At 42.3% G+C, this 19,828-nt stretch carries 17 protein-coding genes; 7 read left to right on the top strand and 10 right to left on the bottom strand.

Annotation, left to right across the window (positions count from 1 at the left end):
- The first annotated feature begins 33 nt into the window (after nt 1-33).
- The 3 genes from cyoE to B9T19_RS00210 all read left to right on the top strand — a co-directional run bounded on the left by cyoE (nt 34) and on the right by B9T19_RS00210 (nt 3,180).
- Nucleotides 34-1,014, top strand: a complete 981-nt coding sequence (gene cyoE / locus B9T19_RS00220) for a heme o synthase (RefSeq protein WP_233146746.1) — start codon at nt 34-36, stop codon at nt 1,012-1,014.
- Between the two features lie 369 nt (nt 1,015-1,383).
- Nucleotides 1,384-2,136: an SDR family NAD(P)-dependent oxidoreductase gene (locus tag B9T19_RS00215; RefSeq protein WP_094566612.1), complete on the top strand. Its 753-nt coding sequence runs from the start codon at nt 1,384-1,386 to the stop codon at nt 2,134-2,136.
- Nucleotides 2,137-2,253: 117 nt separating this feature from the next.
- Complete coding sequence (locus B9T19_RS00210; RefSeq protein WP_094566611.1) at nt 2,254-3,180, top strand: dipeptidase; 927 nt, start codon at nt 2,254-2,256, stop codon at nt 3,178-3,180.
- A gap of 156 nt (nt 3,181-3,336) precedes the next feature.
- Here the strand turns inward: B9T19_RS00210 and B9T19_RS00205 are convergent, their stop codons facing one another.
- From B9T19_RS00205 to B9T19_RS00195, 3 genes are all read right to left on the bottom strand, one after another.
- Nucleotides 3,337-4,167, bottom strand: a complete 831-nt coding sequence (locus tag B9T19_RS00205) for an outer membrane protein (RefSeq protein WP_094566610.1) — start codon at nt 4,165-4,167, stop codon at nt 3,337-3,339.
- A 302-nt stretch (nt 4,168-4,469) separates the two neighbouring features.
- Nucleotides 4,470-5,549 (bottom strand): alanine racemase, encoded by a 1,080-nt coding sequence (gene alr / locus B9T19_RS00200; protein WP_094566609.1) that lies wholly within the window; start codon nt 5,547-5,549, stop codon nt 4,470-4,472.
- Between the two features lie 405 nt (nt 5,550-5,954).
- Entirely contained in the window at nt 5,955-6,617 is a 663-nt protein-coding gene (locus tag B9T19_RS00195) for a glutathione S-transferase family protein (RefSeq protein WP_094566608.1), read from the bottom strand.
- 377 nt (nt 6,618-6,994) lie between these two features.
- Here B9T19_RS00195 and B9T19_RS00190 point away from each other — a divergent pair, with 377 nt between their 5' ends.
- From B9T19_RS00190 to B9T19_RS00180, 3 genes are all read left to right on the top strand, one after another.
- Nucleotides 6,995-7,693, top strand: a complete 699-nt coding sequence (locus tag B9T19_RS00190; RefSeq protein WP_094566607.1) for a folate-binding protein YgfZ — start codon at nt 6,995-6,997, stop codon at nt 7,691-7,693.
- A gap of 67 nt (nt 7,694-7,760) precedes the next feature.
- Nucleotides 7,761-8,792 (top strand): 6-phosphofructokinase, encoded by a 1,032-nt coding sequence (locus B9T19_RS00185; protein ID WP_094566606.1) that lies wholly within the window; start codon nt 7,761-7,763, stop codon nt 8,790-8,792.
- 241 nt (nt 8,793-9,033) lie between these two features.
- Nucleotides 9,034-9,423 (top strand): RidA family protein, encoded by a 390-nt coding sequence (locus tag B9T19_RS00180; RefSeq protein ID WP_094566605.1) that lies wholly within the window; start codon nt 9,034-9,036, stop codon nt 9,421-9,423.
- Nucleotides 9,424-9,668: 245 nt separating this feature from the next.
- Here the strand turns inward: B9T19_RS00180 and B9T19_RS00175 are convergent, their stop codons facing one another.
- The 5 genes from B9T19_RS00175 to B9T19_RS00155 all read right to left on the bottom strand — a co-directional run bounded on the left by B9T19_RS00175 (nt 9,669) and on the right by B9T19_RS00155 (nt 17,202).
- A complete protein-coding gene (locus B9T19_RS00175; protein WP_094566604.1) occupies nt 9,669-12,887 on the bottom strand; it encodes an efflux RND transporter permease subunit in 3,219 nt (1,072 codons plus the stop codon).
- A gap of 63 nt (nt 12,888-12,950) precedes the next feature.
- Nucleotides 12,951-14,156: an efflux RND transporter periplasmic adaptor subunit gene (locus B9T19_RS00170; protein ID WP_094566603.1), complete on the bottom strand. Its 1,206-nt coding sequence runs from the start codon at nt 14,154-14,156 to the stop codon at nt 12,951-12,953.
- A 95-nt stretch (nt 14,157-14,251) separates the two neighbouring features.
- Complete coding sequence (locus B9T19_RS00165; RefSeq protein WP_094566602.1) at nt 14,252-14,740, bottom strand: MarR family winged helix-turn-helix transcriptional regulator; 489 nt, start codon at nt 14,738-14,740, stop codon at nt 14,252-14,254.
- Nucleotides 14,741-15,013: 273 nt separating this feature from the next.
- Complete coding sequence (locus tag B9T19_RS00160) at nt 15,014-16,039, bottom strand: methionine synthase (RefSeq protein ID WP_094566601.1); 1,026 nt, start codon at nt 16,037-16,039, stop codon at nt 15,014-15,016.
- A 179-nt stretch (nt 16,040-16,218) separates the two neighbouring features.
- Nucleotides 16,219-17,202, bottom strand: a complete 984-nt coding sequence (locus tag B9T19_RS00155) for a DUF1852 domain-containing protein (RefSeq protein ID WP_094566600.1) — start codon at nt 17,200-17,202, stop codon at nt 16,219-16,221.
- A 388-nt stretch (nt 17,203-17,590) separates the two neighbouring features.
- Between B9T19_RS00155 and B9T19_RS00150 the strand changes: the two genes are divergently transcribed.
- Nucleotides 17,591-18,478: a LysR family transcriptional regulator gene (locus B9T19_RS00150; RefSeq protein ID WP_094566599.1), complete on the top strand. Its 888-nt coding sequence runs from the start codon at nt 17,591-17,593 to the stop codon at nt 18,476-18,478.
- A gap of 43 nt (nt 18,479-18,521) precedes the next feature.
- Here the strand turns inward: B9T19_RS00150 and ccmB are convergent, their stop codons facing one another.
- Together ccmB and ccmA are read right to left on the bottom strand one after the other, a co-directional pair.
- Nucleotides 18,522-19,193 carry a heme exporter protein CcmB gene (ccmB, locus tag B9T19_RS00145; protein ID WP_094566598.1) on the bottom strand — a complete coding sequence of 224 codons (672 nt, stop codon included), beginning with the start codon at nt 19,191-19,193 and terminating at the stop codon, nt 18,522-18,524.
- Entirely contained in the window at nt 19,186-19,827 is a 642-nt protein-coding gene (gene ccmA / locus B9T19_RS00140; protein ID WP_094566597.1) for a cytochrome c biogenesis heme-transporting ATPase CcmA, read from the bottom strand. Before ccmA ends, ccmB begins: the two co-directional genes overlap by 8 nt.
- Nucleotide 19,828 lies beyond the last annotated feature (1 nt).

The following is a 19,828-nucleotide window of genomic DNA, read 5'->3' as shown; positions in this document are numbered from 1 at the left end:
AGACCTCCTAAGCAGAGCATTAATGGGGTGAGGATGATAGAAATATTTCAATCTTCATGCCTCACCCCTATGATGCTCTTTATTCACTTCTCTCATCTATCAATTGAGTTAGGGAACCACGTGATCTATCGTAATTTTCGTCCATTTTTAAAATTGATTAAACATGGGATTATTCTCGGCAATCTCGTTCCTGTGATTGCGGGCTACCTATTAGCACTCAATCTTGCGGAAAATTTTAATGTCTCCCGTTTTATCGCAACAATAATCGGTATTAGTGCCATTATTGCAAGTGCGACAATCGCCAATAATATTATCGATCGAGATATTGATCGTATTATGACGCGCACCCAAAATAGACCTCTGGTCAATGGCGATATCTCTCTAAAAACTGCACTTATTCTCTCAATAATCGCCGCAATTATCGGTTTCTATCTTCTCTTTTTTCAAGTCAATGCGTTAACGGGGATCTTCGCTTTAATCGGTTTTATCGATTATATCCTCTTCTATTCACTCATCTTTAAACGAAACTCAACGTTCAGCATTCTCGTTGGAAGCATCTCTGGTGCAGTTCCCCCCCTTGTCGGTTATGTTGCAGTAACCAAGCAGATCGATCTCAATGTTCTCTATCTCTTTATCATCTTTGCAACCTGGCAAGTGGCACACTCTTATGCAATCGCTCTCTACCGAAAAAAAGATTATCAATCGGCAAAGATACCCATGGCACCTCTTTTCCTCTCCTTAAAGAGAACACAAAAAGAGATGGCGCTCTATGTTGGCGCTATGGCAGTTGCGACACTATTGCTTGCACTTGAAAGCTTTCATTTCCTTGCTATGCAAATTCTCATTATTGCAATTACGCTCTATTGGTTAATCGATATTTTAAGACCGATCCAAATAGAGGAATCCCGCTGGGGAAGGCGTCAATTTCTTAACTCCCTCCTTCTTATAATGGCCTTCTGTTTTACCATTATGATCGATTATCTCTTTACTCATCTTATAAATGTAACCTTATAAGCGTGCTTTAACACGACATTCTTATCTCACTAAGCTTATCTCACAATATTTATCATCACTACAAAATAGAAAAGAGACCCGACCGAATCACTCAAGAGATTGATTACCCCTCTTACCATTAAAGATGCTATTTTAAGTAAAAGCGATTGCGATGGAGATGGAGAGATGGAGAGATGGAGATTGTCAGTGTAGGTGAGTATGAGTGAATATGATCATTTCCGCGATAATTACTCCCCATCACCAAGTTCTATTACCGCAATTGCGATATCTTGCAGTTACAGAGGTCTACATACTGGTTTATATAGTGGATTACATCTTATAAATGTATAAAAAATAAAATCAAGAATATAATAAGAGAGGAGCGACAGAATGAATATTTTAATAACCGGCGCATCATCAGGCTTTGGATTAGAGGCGACAAAAATTTTCATTGAAAAGGGATATACCGTCGTCGGTCTTGCTCGTCGACATGAGAAGCTGATGGAGATAAAAGCGCAATTAGGTGAAAACTTTTACCCCTTAACGGCAGATATGGCAAATCTTGAATCTGTTAAAGAGGGGATTGAGAATCTTCCTGAACCTTTTGATCAGATCGATATTTTAATCAATAATGCCGGCCTTGCTCTCAATCTCAATCCTGCGTTTGATGTCGATTTTGAAGATTGGCAAACGATGATCGATGTAAATATTCGGGGGTTAACTTATATCACCCATCTGATCTTGCCACAGATGGTCGCTCGAGATGATGGCTACATTATCAATATCAGTTCCACTGCGGGGAATTATCCCTACTACGGTTCCAATATCTATGGCCCTACTAAAGCATTTGTTACGAGTTTTTCACAAAATTTAAGAGCTGATCTTATCGGGAAGAATATTCGTGTCTCCAATGTTGAGCCCGGCCTCTGTAGTGATACTGAATTTTCCAATATTCGCTTTAAAGGCGATGATAAACGCGCAGAATCGGTCTATGCAGATGTAGAAGCTGTTACCGGCAGAGAGATTGCCGAGATCATCTACTGGCTTACGACACAACCTAAACATGTTAATATTAACCGCATCGAGGTAATGCCTACAATGCAGACCTTTGCGGGATTGACGGTCTATAAAAAAGAGAAGTAACCTCAGGGTATATTTTATTAACGCTCTATTATTCTATAATAAGAGAGCGCTTTAAGATCTACTCTCTAAACTCAAGAGCCATTTATTAACGACTTAATTTAACAAGAGCAATCAAATATGAAAATTATCGATCTTCATTGTGACGCCTTAATGAAACTCTCGGATGCTAAGGGAAAACTCTCCTTCAAAGATTCGATCGAGCTCGATGTTAATCTAGATAAGTTGAAGAGAGGCGGTGTAAAGGTTCAAGCTTTTGCCATCTTTGTCTCCCCTTCTCTCCCCTCTTCTGATCAATTTCAAGAGGTGATCGCACAGATCAACTACTTCTATAGTGAGATTTTAGAGAAATATCCCGAAATGCGTTTAATTCGTTCTTGGAATCAGATCTCTCAACTCAAAGAGGGGGAGATTGGTGCATTTTTAACCTTAGAAGGGGTGGATCCTATCGGGAATGATCTCAAAAAATTGACGCTACTCTACCAATTAGGTATTCGATCAATTGGTCTTACCTGGAACAATGGAAACCTAGCGGCTGATGGCGTTGCTGAAGCTCGAGGAGCGGGGTTGAGTCGCTTTGGTCGTGAAATTGTAAAATGGTGCAATGAGCATCAACTCTTTGTTGATGTCTCGCACCTTCATCCAACCGGTTTTTGGGATGTTATGTCATTAGCAAAATATCCTATTGCCAGTCACTCTAATGCCATGACTATTTGTGAACATCGCCGTAATTTAACAGATGATCAGATTCGAGCGATGATTGAGCGAGATGCGATGATTCATATCGTTTTCTGCCCACCATTTGTGAAGAAAGGGGGGAATGCCACAATCATTGATGTGATCTATCAGATCAATCATATTGTCGCTTTAGGAGGTATTAAAAATATTGGCTTTGGCTCCGATTTTGATGGAATTGAGTCTAAGGTCGAAGGCTTAAGTGATGCAAGCATGTACTCCAATCTTATTGAAGCGCTAAAAGCATTCTACTCTGAAGAGGAGATCGCCGGGTTTGCTTACCAAAATTTCTTAGATCGATTACCACGATAGTTTCTACCCACGTCATTATCTGTTGCATCGTTATCTATTTATATTTACAAAAAAAAATCGAAGTCATTATTCCTCTAGAAATAGTGACTTCGATTCTACCCTCTATTCTTACGCTTTTTTAAGGTTCAGATTTGATCTGGCACAAAATTGGTAGATCTACCAAGGAAGAGTCTCAACCTTTTTAGGTGCCTCGCTTTTATCTATTGCTTCTACTGCTTGACGCTGTTTTGAGACACTCTTTTGAAAACTATTAGATTCCATTCGTTCAAAGCTATCTCTCAACTCTGGCGTTACATGATCTGCATAGATATTCTCTTTAACGGGCGCCTCTTCACGATAGAGTTCACCTAAGATATGACGAATGCCGAGCGTCAACTCATTGGAGGTTACTTTTGCCTTCAATTGGGAGTTATTTGTCGTCGCTGTTCTCGCCTTTCCTAAATCAACATGACGAAAACCAAAATCAATCGCGGTATTCGGTGTTGCCTGATAGGAGATACCGGCACCTAATGACCATGCAAAATTGTTCTGTGATCCTGAATGATAATTAAAATTATTACCATAATGACCTGTTGATTTTAAACGTGCATAACCGACTCCCGCAACACCATAAAGAGCGATATCATCCTTAAGTTGATAACTTAAATAGCTATTCACCATCAAACGCTGACTCTTAATTTTTTGCTGATAAAAATCAGACTCTGTCAAATTATCATATCGTTTCGACTGAGGAAGAACATATTCCAACTCCACACGAAAGATATCATCAAATTGATAGCCCGCAGCAACCGATCCATTAATACCATTTTTATGCTGCGATCCTTTTTTTACAACCTCATTACCGGGAAGCCTAGAATCTCCCATTTTTTTCGCCTCCTGTCGTATCCCTAAAACATTGGCGCCGGCATAAAATCCTGTTTCTACAGCCAATGCACAAGGAGAGATAGTTACTAATAACATGGAGGCCAATAGGGCGCTCTTCTTCATATCTTTTTCCTTCCCATAAAATAAATTAAACCCAACGATAAAGCTTCAATCATTCCACTTTATCAACTTCTTAACAATAGCAGTTAATACTTTTTTAGCAATTTCCCTATTATACTGATAACAAATGAGATTTTCGACTTTAACTTTCAAAAGAGATGCTTAAATAGTAGAACTTAAGTAGTAGAAATTAAATATATAAAAACAGAAAGAGGGCAACTCCTCTAGAGACCCCCCCAAGATGATCACTAACTATAAGAAATAGCATAATATCGATCACAAGCCTAAGATCTCAGTGACCCTTTTTACGATAATTGAGAGACAACAAAATGCACTCTTTTCGCTAAATGGGTCAAAATGGTATAAGGAATTGTTCCTGCCCATGCTGCCACTCTCTCGATCGGTAATCGCTCACCAAAGATCTCTACCGGTTGCTCCCAGTCATTTTGCGGAACTGAACGAAGGTCGATCATCATCATATCCATTGCAGGTCTACCTATAATTTTAGCGCGATGCTCCCCGACTAATACATAGGCATCATCACTAATTTCTCGAGGATAACAATCTGCATAGCCACAAGCAATAACACCGATTGGCATTCGCTCAGGCGCAATAAACTTAGCGCCATAACCTACACTCTCCCCGGCTTCAATCTCCGTCGTATGAATCACTTTTGATCGAAGCGTTAAGAGAGGTCGAAGTCCAAAATCAGCCCCCACTTTCCCATCAATAGGGGAAATACCATAAAGTGAAATCCCCATCCGCACAATCGATTGATGTGTTGCTGGTGCTTGTAAAATAGCGGCTGAATTGGCTAATGATTGAGGAAGCTCTAAACGATCTAATTGTGCCATTCTCTCAAGTTGCTTTGGAAAGAGTGGTGAATCAGCCTCATCTGAAGTTGCAAAATGGGTCATTAAGGTAATAGATGCAACCGAAGAGAGTTTCTGTAACCGCGCAACAACAGAGAATGCTTCTTCTGGTGTAAATCCTAATCGATGCATTCCTGTATCAACCTTCACAAAGATACCGATAGGCGTAGTAAGATTCGACGCCTCCAACATCTTAAGTTGCTTCTCATTACCGATCGCTACAAGATAGTTAGCTTCACTTGCTCGCTGGTACTCCTCTTTTGCAAAGACACCTTCTAATAACAAGATCGGAAGCTCTCCCCCCTTTTGCCGAATATCATCAGCCTCTTCGCGCATCGCAACCGCAATATAATCAACCATGCGATTAACAATCGGCAGCATATTCTCCACTCGATGCCCATATGCGTCTGCTTTCAAGACGGCACAATGTTGGCTTTGGGGCGATTTTCCCTTTAAGATCTCGATATTATTCTCTAATGCTGCATTAGAGAAGTAAGCGATTAACGGTCTCATATATTTCCTCTAAATCACTCTATACGATCACAATTTGTTAAATTCTTTCAGAATATCTCAAAAAGAGTAACCGTAAGGCATTGGTTCTACTTAAAATTATCTTATTATTCGCGATACCTGCCCATAAGATATGAAAAGAGATTAGCTCTCTTCCTATGAAGATATCTGCTAATCTCTCTCAATCTGATGATGATTGGGCATTGAAATTGTACTACTACTTCCAACTGCGACCAAGCCTTGATCCCCTAAAGGGTTATTGATTATTCAATTTGACAGCGCAACCTGACGACTGAAGATCATCACTCAATCTATTCGAGTCCCTACCCCGGCAAGAGAGCAAGCTCTTTTCCAAACGATGCTTCAAATAGTCACATTGAAATTATCAACGACTATTACTGCCCTCTTCTAATCGAGATTCTGGAAAAGAATCCCACCACGCCCTTTTTGAATCTCTATAAATCTCTCTGTCCAATCGCCAGCGATAATCTGTAGAACCGCATGATGTGTTAAGAGCTTATTGCTTAAAGCTTCTAATTTAGGGAAATCAGCCAAAATACTCTCAACCCCAATTGAATTAAGTGCATCAAAACGGATAAACATCGGCGCTAATACAATATCAACAGCGGTCATTGTCTCCCCAATGAAGTAGCTACGACCACAGCGCTCCTCAAGGACCGCTAAAGTTCCTCTCATCGTAGCAAAGTGCTTTTCAACTTCCTCATGGCTTTTGGCGCCCATACTCATATATTGTGGACCATATAGCTCACCGGCAACCCCTGCCCAAGCACGCTGAATCGCTCTTTTTGCCGGCAATTTAGCATAGATAGAAGGGACTTTATGTAGCTCTTCGATATATTCTACAATCGCCATCGACTCAAAGAGCACCTCTCCCGTTGTCACTTTCATGACAGGTACCTTGCCTAAAGGAGACCACTCCTTAAACCACACTGGTAACTCCGCATGAGGGTCGAGCCAGATCGACTCAAAATCAACCGCTTTCTCATTCAATGCAATGAGAACTCTCTGCACAAAGGGGCAGAACGGATACCCCACTACTTGATAACTCATATTGACCTCCGGGTTCTAATTTAATAAGTCGCTTATGATGCGCCACATTTCACCAAGCAAATCTGCATTAAGAAACCTATTAAGCATCTATTTAGCATCCGCATTAACATGGGCAAAACATAGGTATATTGCTCTTTTTAGTCTATCATAAGGAGAGCATAAAGAAGCGATTATACAAACTTCTCTCAACTTTCAAAATAAGATTGAGAGAAAATTGAGAGAAAAAATATTTCTCACAATTACGCTACAATAGATCAGACTCCATATTTAAAATGAGTCAACGATGCAATGCGACTCAATAATCGATTATAAAATGATTACAAAACCATAAAACTACTAAACGATCTCAATATTTAAGCTCATAGGGAGAACTTTATATGTCAATTCAACTTAGTTGCCTTACCGTTGCCGGTCAAGATGCCGCAACTTTTCTACAAGGCCAAATTACTGCAGACGTTCATCATCTCACCTCACTCTATCCTGAGAAAAAAAATCAGGGACTAGCGGCAATCTGCAATCGCCAAGGACGTGTCATGGTGCTCTTTTGGATGGTAAAAGCTGATGATGAGACTTTCCATCTCCTTCTACCTCGTGATTTAGCTGAAACGATCGAAAAGCATCTTAAAATCTTTATCTTCCGCTCAAAAGTAACCTTACAGCTCGAAGAGCCCACTGCAGAAGAATTAGCTCAACTTCCCGAAGGTCTCTCTATTCCTTGGATTACAGCAGAGAATAGTGAGGCATATGTCCCTCAAATGTTAAGCCTAGATCTTCTCGGGGCAATTAGTTTTAAAAAGGGGTGCTATACCGGACAAGAGATCGTTGCTAGAATGCAATATTTAGGGAAACATAAAAGACGTTTAGCCCTCATTACCGCAGAAGAAGAGGGAGATCTTAGCTGCAATGCCACCATTACCAATCAAAGTGGTAAAGAGGCTGGAACAGTTGTCTATCATCAAGGTCATCAAGCTTTTGCTGTTGTAAGATTAGAAGAGATTGAAGATGCCCCCCTTAAGATTAATGCCACCATCACAATTGATAAGATCTGGCATGATGAAGAGGAAGCGGATCAATAAAAGCAATCACTTTATGCGATTAGCCCTCATAGCTCACACCATCGATGCCTTTAAGGAGAGAAAATAGATGAGTCAAAAACATATTGGAATTTTAACTGCCGGCGGTGATTGCCAAGGATTAAATGCAGCATTACGCGGGATCACCCTTTCTGCTCTCAAAGAGGGTTGGAAAGTGACCGGAATTCATGATGGGTTTCTCGGCCTCGCTGAGATGGCTCATAGTGAATTAACCTTTGCTGATGTCTACGATATTGCCGGGACGGGTGGAACTATTTTAGGGACGGGTCGCGGAGGTGGCAAAGCACAAAATACAGAAGACGCCGTTGCTGCCTGTGTCGAAAGCTTTAAGGCATTAGAACTCGATGCACTCATCTGCTTAGGTGGCGATGGAACTCAACGATTTGCCTCCTATCTCCATGCCACCGGCGTTCCTGTCGTCACTCTTCCCAAAACGATCGATAATGATATCGCTCATACCGATGTAACATTCGGATATGATACTGCGGTTCACGTCTCTGTTATGGCATTAGACCGATTAAGAACTACGGCCGACTCCCACCATCGTCTTATGATTTTGGAGGTGATGGGACGAGATGCCGGGTGGTTAGCTGCAGGTGCGGCTTTAGCTGGCTCTGCTGATATCTGCCTGATTCCTGAAATTCCCTATTCTTTAGAGGCGATTGTAGAATATACGCGAAAAAATATTAAAAATCGCCGGTCAGCACTATTAGTTGTCGCTGAAGGAGCGATCTCTCAAGAGAATCATCGTCTAGGTTTAACACCGAAAAAACATGCCGAAGCGATCAAATTGGTCGATAGTATTCCTGAACTAACAGGAATGCAGTCGCGCTTAACAACATTGGGTTATGTCAGCCGTGGTGGTGCTCCTACAGCTGCGGATCGTATCTTTGCAACTCAATGTGGCACCAAAGCGATTGAGCTTGTCAAAGAGGGTCGCTTCGGTGTTATGGTTGCAGATCAAGGTCGCCAACTTGTCGCGGTTCCCCTCGAAGAAGTTGCCGGCAATCCACGCCTCATTCCTGTTGATCATCCATTGATTGAGACGATGCGTGCAACCAATATCTGTCTTGGAATTTAATCTCATCTCTTTTGAGATTTTAAATAAGGAACTGATCAGGGATAATAGAGAGAAAAAGAGAGGCTAAAAGAAGATGTTATCACAAATGCTTCTCCTCTCTTCACACTTTTAAACCCTATCATCACCCCGATTGAGGAGGCAAAATATTATGATGTTGCCCATAAAACTGATAACATCATACTCCTTTACCGGAATTTTCCAGTTATATCTATAGAAGTTTATAAAATCAAAATTGAACAGTATGAAGAAAATTATTAGCACAGCTCATGCCCCAGCGGCAGTCGGTCCTTATTCACAAGGTAATGTCTTTGAGAATCTTGTCTTCACATCAGGGCAACTTCCACTCAACCCTGAAACGATGAAGTTTCCAGAAGGGGGAATTAAAGAGCAAGCCGCACAAGCCCTTCAAAACCTCAAAGCAATCTTAGAAGCTGCGGATGCAGATTTTAGCACCGTCTTAAAAGTGACCTGCTATCTCGATGATATCAATGACTTTGCCGATTTTAATGAGGTCTACACTGAATTTTTCGGCACTGAGAACGCACCAGCGCGCTCCTGCTTTGAAGTAGGTGCATTACCGATGGGTGCATTAGTTGAAATTGAAGCGATTGCTTATCGTAAAATCGATTAAGAGTCGATTAAGAGCCGATTGGGTCGACTAGTCATCGTCGAATAAAAGCGATAAAGAGAGGGAACCTGACAGAATCATGGCTCCCTTTTTGTTGCCCTCTTTTTTCAACATCAACAAACAGAAACTTGCGACAGAAACTTATGAACTACCGAGTTCACGAGCAGAACCCAATAAAAAAAGAAAGGCTAGAAGATCTATCAATCCTCTAGCCTTTTTAATAGTTATTTTGAGCTACTTATGTCTGCCTATTGCGCAGGAACATCCACCTCTTTAGATTGCTCTACTGGCTTATTTCCAGCCTCATCGCGCTTCTTCTTATCCCGATTGAGGAGAATATAGAAGACCGGTGTATAGAGAAGAACAAGAAGCGTTCCCCCAATCATTCCACCAACAACGATACGACCGACAACATTTTGTGCGCCCGCACCGGCACCTGTTGATAAGGCTAACGGCATCACACCAAGTCCAAAAGCGAGAGAGGTCATCATAATCGGACGAAGTCGCTCTTGCGAGGCTCGAATAGTAGCATCAATCGTTGACATTCCTTCACGAACAAGATCGCGCGCAAATTCAACAATCAAAATCGCATTCTTCGAAGTCAAGCCAATTGTTGTTAATAATCCCACCTGGAAGTAGACATCATTCTCTATTCCGAAGAGCCTTGCGGTAATCACTGCGCCCACAACACCTACAGGAATTGTTAGGAGTACAGAGATCGGTACCTTCCATGACTCGTAGAGCGCCGCTAAGCTAAGGAAGATAACAAAGACCGAGACTAACAATAACATCACCTGAGAGTTTCCAGCCTCTTGCTCCTCATAAGAGGTATCGGTCCAAGCAACATTAATCCCTTGCGGTAGATGCTCTCTTACCAAAATCTCAATCGCATCCATCGCTTCCCCGGTACTCTTCCCCGGTGCCGCATTGATTGAGAGGGGGAATGAAGAGAACCCATCAAAACGGTTCAGTTGTGGGGGACCATAAGACCAACGGCCCTTTGCAAAGGCGCTAAATGGCACCATCTCACCCTTCGCATTACGAACATACCAGCGATTAAAATCATCCGGCATCATACGATAAGGAGCATCCGCTTTCACCTGAACATGTTTCACGCGTCCACGATCGATAAAGTCGTTGACATACATACCACCCCAAGCGATTGAGAGTGCGGTATTGATATCTCCCACTGATACCTGTAATGCTTGCGCCTTTTCGCGATCAATATCCACATGATATTGCGCCGTGTCAAACTGCCCTCCAGGACGTAAAGTTGCAATATCAAGATCGGGAGAAGTTGCAGCTAAACCGATAAACTTCATGACAGAATTCATCAAAGTATCATGCCCTAACCCAATCGTATCTTGTAGCTGGAAGCTCACCCCTGTTGCCGTTCCTAACTCAATAATCGGTGGCGGACTAAAGACAAAGATCTGTGCTTCTGGAATATTGACAAAATATTTCTGTAAGCGATCCATGAGTGCTGGAATCGACTCATACGCAGATTTACGATCTTCCCAAGGACGAAGCTTAATAAAGAACATCCCCTGCTCGCTTCCTTGTCCTGAAAAGCTAAATCCAGCAACTGTCATCACCGACTCGACCGTCTTTTTCTCTTCATTAATCAGGTAATCAGCAATCTCTTGAAGTGGGATCTCTGTCTGATTGAGTGAAGTTCCATTAGGGTTAATGGTCATCCCAATTAAGATCCCTTGGTCCTCATCCGGCAGGAAGCTCTTTGGCAACTTCATAAATTGATGTCCAATTGCCCCTAAACCGACAATAAGAAGAAGGACAAAGATCATCGGATGTTTCAAGACTTTCGCAATCGTCTTAGTATAAGTATCACTCACCTTATCAAAGCCGATATTGAAATATTTAACGGCTAATCCAATCACCTTATTAAAAGGTGCAAAGAGCTTCTGTAAGAAGCGCCCGAATGCCGTTTTAGGAACATGATGCTCTTTATGATCTCTTAATAATGTGGCGCACATCGCCGGAGTAAAGATAATAGCGACAACCACAGAGAGCAACATGGCTGTAATAATTGTGACCGAGAATTGACGATATATAACCCCTGTCGCCCCCCCTAAGAAGGCCATCGGTACAAATACCGCTGATAGAACAACCCCAATTCCGATCAAGGCGCCTGTGATCTGATCCATCGAACGACGAGTCGCCTCAAGAGGAGAGACTTTCTCTTCCTCCATGATACGCTCCACATTCTCTACAACAACAATCGCATCATCAACCAATAGACCAATCGCTAATACCAGCGCAAAGAGCGTTAACGTATTGAGATTGAAGCCCAATAGATCCAGAATCAACATAGTTCCCGCTAAAACGTAGGGAATCGCCAACATCGGAATAATCGTTGCCCGAATATTTTTCAGGAAGAAGAAGACAACAATAAATACCAAGATAATAGCATCGATCAATGTCTCTTCCACACTAGCAACTGAATACTCAACAAAGGGCGTTGTGTCGTAAGGGAAGGTGTAAGATAAACCAGATGGGAAATCTACTGAGATCTTTTCTAAATAACTTTTCACCGCCGTTGCCGTATCAAGCGCATTTGCTCCCGATGCAAGACTCACAGCAAGCCCCGCAGCTGGAGTGTTATTATATTTTACGGCAACTGCTTCTGATTCAGGCGATAACTCAACACGTGCAACATCTGAAAGGAGTACTTCACTTCCATCTTCATTCACGCGTAATTGAATCGCTTTAAACTCTTCTGGACTCTGCAGTAATGACTGCGAGGTGACGGTATAACTAATCAACTGATCCTTCACCGCCGGCATCGCACCTAATGCACCTAATGTTGCCTGAGAGTTTTGCTCTTTGATCGCCGCGACAACATCGGTCGGCGTCATATTATATTTATAGAGCTTTATGGGATCGAGCCAGATATTCATCGCATAACTTGAACCGAAAAACTGAATCTCACCCACACCCCCAATTCGACTCATCTGATCTTCAAGTGTTGAGGAGATATAATCCCCAATATCCCCGGAAGACATCGATCCATCAGGTGAATAGAAGCCAACAACTAAGAGGAATGAGCCGCTTGTTTTCGCAATGGTCACCCCCTGTTGCTGCACCGCTTGTGGCAGTTTGCTCAATGATTGTTGAATCTTATTTTGAACCTGAACTTGCGCTAAGTCTGGATCAACCCCTTGGTTAAAAGTCACAGTGATTTGGAAAGTTCCAGAGCTTGAACTTGAGGAGTTCATATAGCGATAGCCATCTAAGCCACTAATACTCTGCTCAATAACCTGTGTAACGCTCTCTTCAACCGTCTGTGCACTTGCACCTGGGTAAACCCCAGAAATACTGATCTGAGGCGGTGCAATAGGGGGGTATTGCGATACAGCCATGTTTCGTACCACTAAGAGGCCGATAAACATCGTTAAGATCGCAAGAACCCACGCAAATATTGGTCGGTCTATAAAAAATCGTGCCATAACAATTATCTAATCCTTTATTGTGTGATGATAATTTAAGGTAAATCAGTGGATCAAAAGATCTTACTGAATCGTATTATCATCTGGAATTACCTCAACTTTTACAGGTTGCCCACCGCTACGTTGAATCGCAGATTGCACCGACTGTAATCCCTTAACAACCACACGCTCCCCCTCTTTTAAGCCCTGTGCGATCACCCAATCTTGCTCATAAGCTCGAGAGATCTCAACCGGACGGATATGAGCGATATTTTCTTGATCGATCACAACTACGGTACTCACGCCACCAGGGCCTTGAGTGACTGCCTTTTGCGAGACCACTAACGCCCCCTCTTCGATCCCTTGCTGAACAACCGTACGAACAAACATTCCGGGGAGAAGACTGCCATCATTCTCAAACTGAGCCTGAAGGAAGATAGATCCTGTTGTCGGATCAACGGTCAGATCGGAGAACTTGATATAACCGACCTCATCATAGAGTGAACCATCTTCGAGATAGATACGGACCAAATGGCCATCTTCCCACTCACCGGTTTCAAGATTTTCTACCTTTGTAGGGGTATAGACTCCACTCATAATCTTTTTACGTACGGCAGCATACTCAGCAGAAGAGTAGGTAATATTGACCTTCATCGGATTGAGTACCTGAATAACAGCCATCTCATTGACCTGACCTGGAGAAACGAGCGCCCCTTGCGTAAAGTTTGTTCGACCAATTTGCCCCGAGATCGGTGCTTCCATCTGGGTATAATCGAGATTGATCTTCGCATTAGTCACTTGTGCTTCAGCCCCTAAAACTTCTGCATTAGCCTGCATCAATGCCGCGTTGGCATCATCTACATCTTGTTGGCTCACCGCTTTTGACTTCTTCAATGCATTTAATCGATCTGCTTTAAGACGCGCCGCATTTTGATTCGCTTTAGCACGCTCTAATGTTGCTTCTGCCTGCAATAGACTTGCTTTATAAGTGGCAGGATCGATCTGATAGAGTGGATCCCCCTCATTGACAAAGCTTCCTTCCGTAAAGTTAACAGAAAGAATAATGCCCCCCACCTGAGGACGAACCTCTGCAATGACTGAAGCTTCCGTTCTTCCCGGCAACTCTGCCTCAACGGTAATATTTTTCCGTTCAACCTCTTGAACGACCGCTTGCGGTGTCATCATCGCTGGACCGGCTTGATGCTCTTCAGCGCATGCCGCAACTAATAGAGCAAGCCCGATACTTCCCGCAATATTTCGAATATATTGAAAATGATTTCGCTTTCTCATCTTATCTCTCATCTATGCCATATTAATAATTTAAGAAGTAATATATGGTCCTATCTAAATTAGGCTTCTTCTCCATTACTCAACTTTTGATTCTCTTAATTCTGCTGATTTTTCTTCGCACTCACAATATTAAGTGCTTCATCGAGCATCCGAATCGATGCTAAAAATTGTTCCGCTTGCTCTACTCCAACAATCTTTGCCACATCTGCAAGCCATTGCCCATAAACCTTTGCTCTAACATCTTGATAGTAAGCGGCTCCCACAGCGGTCACTTTATAGAGTGGAGAACGCTTATTCTGCGGATTCTCCACCGCCTCAATATAACCATTCTCTAGTAGTAGGCAGATCTGTCGCTGTACCGCTTGACGGGAGGTAGAGCGAAGTTGTGCAATCTGTGGCACGGTTAAAGGCTCCGGCTCACAATGAATGATCGATAAGATGGTCCAGCAAGAGTGGGTAATATCACTCTCTGCCGCAACCAATAGATCTTCACTGATCCGGTGCAGTTTTGATAAAAGGGTAAATATCTCTTGGAACATCGAAACAAAGAGCTGTTTCTGTTCAATTGGGTGATTTTCGGTCATGATCTCTCTTTTAGAAAGAATTAAAACAATAGGCTAAATAGTAAGTCTTGACAACAATGTTGTCAATATTTTCCCAAGGAAAAAATTAAGAGGAGAGAAAGATCACCAAAGCCATCTTCCTCTCCTCTACACTTGAACCTTAATCTTGAGCTTCAATCTTAAAGCTTGATCCTTAATCCTTAATCCTTGATCTTCAACCTCGCTATTGAATCTCAAATCAAAAATCTAAGATTCATACATCTCTTGCTACCACTTCATATTCATAATCTCTCACTAAGAGAGCTCTCTTCGAACGATCTCTGCCCCGGCACTAAGCGCCCGCAACTTACCATTTGCTACCGTGCGTGAGAGCGGAGTCATGCCACAATTGGTACTTGGATAGAGCTTATCGGCATCCACAAACTGTAATGCCTTTCTCAATGTAGCCGCAACCTCTTCAGCAGTCTCAATCTGATTTGTCGCAACATCAATCGCACCGACCATCACTTTTTTGCCACGAATGAGTTCAATCAGATCCATCGGCACATGGGAATTTTGGCACTCTAAGGAGATAATATCGATCTTCGATTGTTGTAATTTAGGGAAAGATTCCTCATATTGGCGCCACTCTGAACCGAGTGTCTTCTTCCAATCAGTATTCGCTTTAATACCATAGCCATAACAGATATGGACCGCTGTTTCACACTTCAATCCTTCAATTGCTCGTTCTAATGTAGCAATACCCCAATCATTGACCTCATCAAAGAAGACATTAAATGCCGGCTCATCAAATTGGATAATATCGACTCCCGCAGCTTCAAGCTCTTTTGCCTCTTGATTGAGGATTTTAGCAAACTCCCATGCAAGCTTTTCACGACTTTTATAGTAATCATCATAGAGGGTATCGATCATGGTCATCGGTCCTGGCAATGCCCACTTGATCGGCTTTTGAGTATGTTGACGTAAGAACTTAGCATCCTCGACAAAGACGGGGCGCTCTCTCGATACGGCATCAAAAACGGTAGGAACACTCGCATCATAGCGATCACGAATACGAACAGTCTCCCGCTTTTCAAAATCAACACCACTAAGATGCTCAATAAAGGTGGTCACAAAGTGTTGTCGTGTCTGTTCGCCATCGCTGACAATATCAATACCCGCGGCTTCCTGCTCAATTAAGGAGAGTAGAAGGGCATCTCTTTTCGCTTGCTCTAATGCCTCTCCCTCTAATTTCCAAGGGGACCAAAGTTTTTCAGGCTCTGCAATCCAAGAAGGCTTAGGTAGGCTACCGGCAGTTGAAGTTGGCAATAATTTTTTCATTTTAATAATCCCTATTTGACTGTCTCTGTTGTTATTATCTATTGTTTGTTATTTTTGTTATTACTGATCGATTTCGAGTCTGCTTTTACGATCTACCTGAACGATTACTTTAACGATCTCTCTTAACGATCTATCTTAATGAACTGTTTTAATGACCTCATCGCTCTTTTATCATGTGATCAAACGCTGAAGTTAACTCTTTTCGCCCATGCATCTAAAATCTGCTGATACGGCTTAATAAAATGTTCTTCCGTAAAGACGCCCTGCTCTACAGCAAGACGATTACGCTCTTCGCGATCATAGACAATCTGCGTTGATGAAAAATCTTGATTAGTTAAACTTGGCTGATAAATTGCACCTGCGGGGGCATTACCATTATAGATCTCAGGTCGATAGATCTTCTGGAAAGTCTCCATCGTACTGATCGTACCAATAAGCTCCAGATTGCTATAATCATTAAGTAAGTCGCCAGAGAAGTAGAAAGCCAATGGTGCAACACTTCCCTTTGGCATAAAGTAACGAACTTCTAACCCCATCTTTGCAAAGTATTGATCCGTTAAGGAGCGTTCTCCCTGTTGATACTCTACACCTAAAATAGGGTGCTCATTCTCTGTGCGAGTATAAGTTCTACTACCGGCAACGCTCAGGCAGATCACAGGGGCTTTACTAAAATTTTGTTGGTAGAGATCAGACTGTAAAAAGTATTGAAAGAGCTTGCCATGTAACTCACCAAATTGATCAGGGAGAGAAAACTCTGTTCGATCACGATTATGATTTAAGAGAAGAACACTAAAATCATAATCGCGAACATAAGAGGAGAAGTTATTGCCCACAATTCCTTCGATTCTCTCTCCCGTTTGATGATCGATAATGGTCGTTTCTAAGATCTCAATCATCGGGAATTGTTCACCATTTCCCTCAATATCAATATCGACAGAGATAATCTCAATCTCAACGGCATAGCGGTTCCCTTGAGGATTATCCCAATTAGCCAAACTATTAAAGCGATTATTAATCATATTGAGAGTATTACGTAGATTCTCTTGCCGACTCTCACCTCGTGCTAAGTTAGCAAAGTTGGTGGTCAAACGAGTTTCATTGGCGGGTTGATAATTCTCATCAAAGTTAATTCGTCTAATATTAAAGGTAAATGCGTCTGACATGACTTCTCCTGATATTGAGTAGCGGTAAATAATGTAGATCGGAATATAGATCGGGGATATAGAAGAAGATCTAATAGATCTATTAGATAGAGAGATGTCATTGATAGAACCCTCTTTGCTATTATCGTTTTGAAGGGTTTAGCGAGAAGCATTAACTCGGTAGGAGCTTCTCTCTCTTTAATAACATCTTGAACTGAGAATCATTGTAGAAAGAGCAACAAATGAAGTAAAATGATCATATTTCAATAATCAATGAATTTTGCTCATATATTAAGTTCAGCTATGACACTCTTCTCTAGAACTCTTCTATAGATCGATATTAGATCGACATTCTGAATATCCTACATTTACCACTCTACCTAGCTTCTCTAAGAGGTCCTTTAAAATTATGTTAGAACGAATCCACCTTACTATTGTGCAACAGGTTGATAAAAAAGGCTCTTTAACCGCAGCCGCAAAAGCGCTCCATCTCTCTCAATCGGCACTCAGCCATAGTATTCGCAAGCTTGAAGAACGATTAGGAATTGAAATTTGGCGGCGAGAAGGACGACATTTAGAGTTAACACAGTCAGGGGCTTATCTCCTCTCTGTTGCCAATCGAGTGCTTCCACAGCTAACGCTTGCTGAGGAGCGCCTCAAACAGTTTGCCGAAGGGGAACGTGGCGCATTACGGATCGGCATGGAGTGTCACCCTTGTTACCAATGGCTTTTAAAGGTGATCGCCCCCTATCTAAACGCTTGGCCAGATGTGGATGTCGATGTTAAACAGAAGTTTCAATTTGGCGGAATTGGTGCCCTACTCGGCTATGAAATCGATCTGTTAGTCACGCCCGACCCCCTCTATAAACCCAATTTACGCTTCGATCCTGTCTTCGATTATGAGCAGGTTTTAGTGGTTGCGAAAGATCATCCTCTAGCAACAGCACCCTTTGCAGAGCCTGAAGATCTGATCGAAGAGATCTTAATTAGCTATCCTGTCGATATTGGCCGGCTCGATATCTATAATCAATTTCTTCTACCGGCAGGCATCACACCTAGACGCCACAAAACGATTGAAACTACCGATATTATGTTACAGATGGTTGCTAGTGGTCGCGGGGTAGCTGCCCTTCCACGTTGGTTGATTGAAGAGTATTGCGAGCGATTACCGATTATACCGGTTCGCCTTGGAGAGCAAGGAATCGCAAAACAGATCTTTTTAGGCTCACGAATTTCAGATCAAAAAATCGATTATCTAGAGGCTTTTATAGAGATAGCGCACCAATCTCCTCGATAACAGAATGATTGATGGTTGATGGTTGATGGTTGATGAGCCTAGATTAATCTAGACTCATTTTAATGGCAAAAGCGGTCACAATCGGGGTAATAATGAGAGCAGCTAAATCAGCACCAATTAGAATCAACATCAAGCTACTTAAAGAGTGCCCCTCCTGTAAACGGGAGATCAATTGGACACCAATCAATAAAATAGGGACATAGAGTGGCAAGATAATAATGCTCAAAAGAAGGCCCGCTTGCCGTAAACCGACTAAAAGCGCAACACACATCGCCCCAACAAAACTCAAAAGTGGTGTTCCCACTAGGAGGATTAAGGCGACCACTACCGATTCTGACAGAGTAAAGCCTAACATCACCGCTAAAATAGGAGAGAAGATTACAAGCGGAAGCCCCGTCACCAACCAATGCGCTATAATTTTGCCTAAAATCAGACTATAGAGCGACGCACCACTGATTGCCATCTGCTCAAGCGAGCCATCATCAAAATCATTTTTAAAGATTCGGTCAAGGACCAAAATCGTTGAAAGAAGTGCTGCAATCCAGAGAATTGCAGGTGCAGCAGCCTTTAATAACTTCTGATTTTCCAACCCCAATCCTAACGGAAAGAGCGAGATAATAATCAAGAAGAAGATGAGCGGCATAAAGATCTCGGACCGATTACGCATCGCAACTCGAATATCTCTCACAATAATATCGATCACTACATTAAGCATCTACACGAAACCTCTCGATCACTAATGTTTTAGAGACAACCTCTTCTACCGGCGCTTGATGCGAAGTAAAGATAATCCCCCCACCACTTTGATAATGGGCCTTCATCTTCTGCTCAAGAAGGGCGATAGAATCGATATCGAGTGCCGTAAAGGGCTCATCTAAGATCCAAATTGCACTCTCTTCGAGCCAGAGCCTTGCTAGGGCGACACGTCTCTTCTGCCCTGCCGAAAAGTAACGGATAGGACGCTCCTCTAATGGAAGACCTAAGAGTGAAAACACCTCTAAAATTTTCTCTCGTGCAATCCGTTTTCCACGTAGCTTCAATAAAAAAGAGAGATTCTCTATCGCCGTCAAATCAAGATTGAGACTTAACTGATGACCCACATAGGAGATCTCTTTTGAGTAGTGATGAAGCAGCTCTCTTCGCTCTATTTGATCGAGGTAAATGTTGCCTTGATAGCGCTGACTAATGCCGGCAAGTACCCGTAATGAGGTGGTTTTCCCTGCGCCATTACGCCCTTTAATATAGAGAGACTCTCCATTTGTTAAATTAAATGAAAAGGGCTTGAAGATCGGTCGATAATTTCGCGTTACACCGAGCGCTTCCACCTCTAAGTTAAAGAGCGCTACCATA

This window comes from Ignatzschineria sp. F8392, assembly GCF_002252045.1.
Taxonomy (GTDB): Bacteria; Pseudomonadota; Gammaproteobacteria; order Cardiobacteriales; family Wohlfahrtiimonadaceae; genus Ignatzschineria.
The sequence above is the reverse complement of the archived record's forward strand: the minus strand, read 5'-3'. Positions and strand labels throughout refer to the sequence as shown.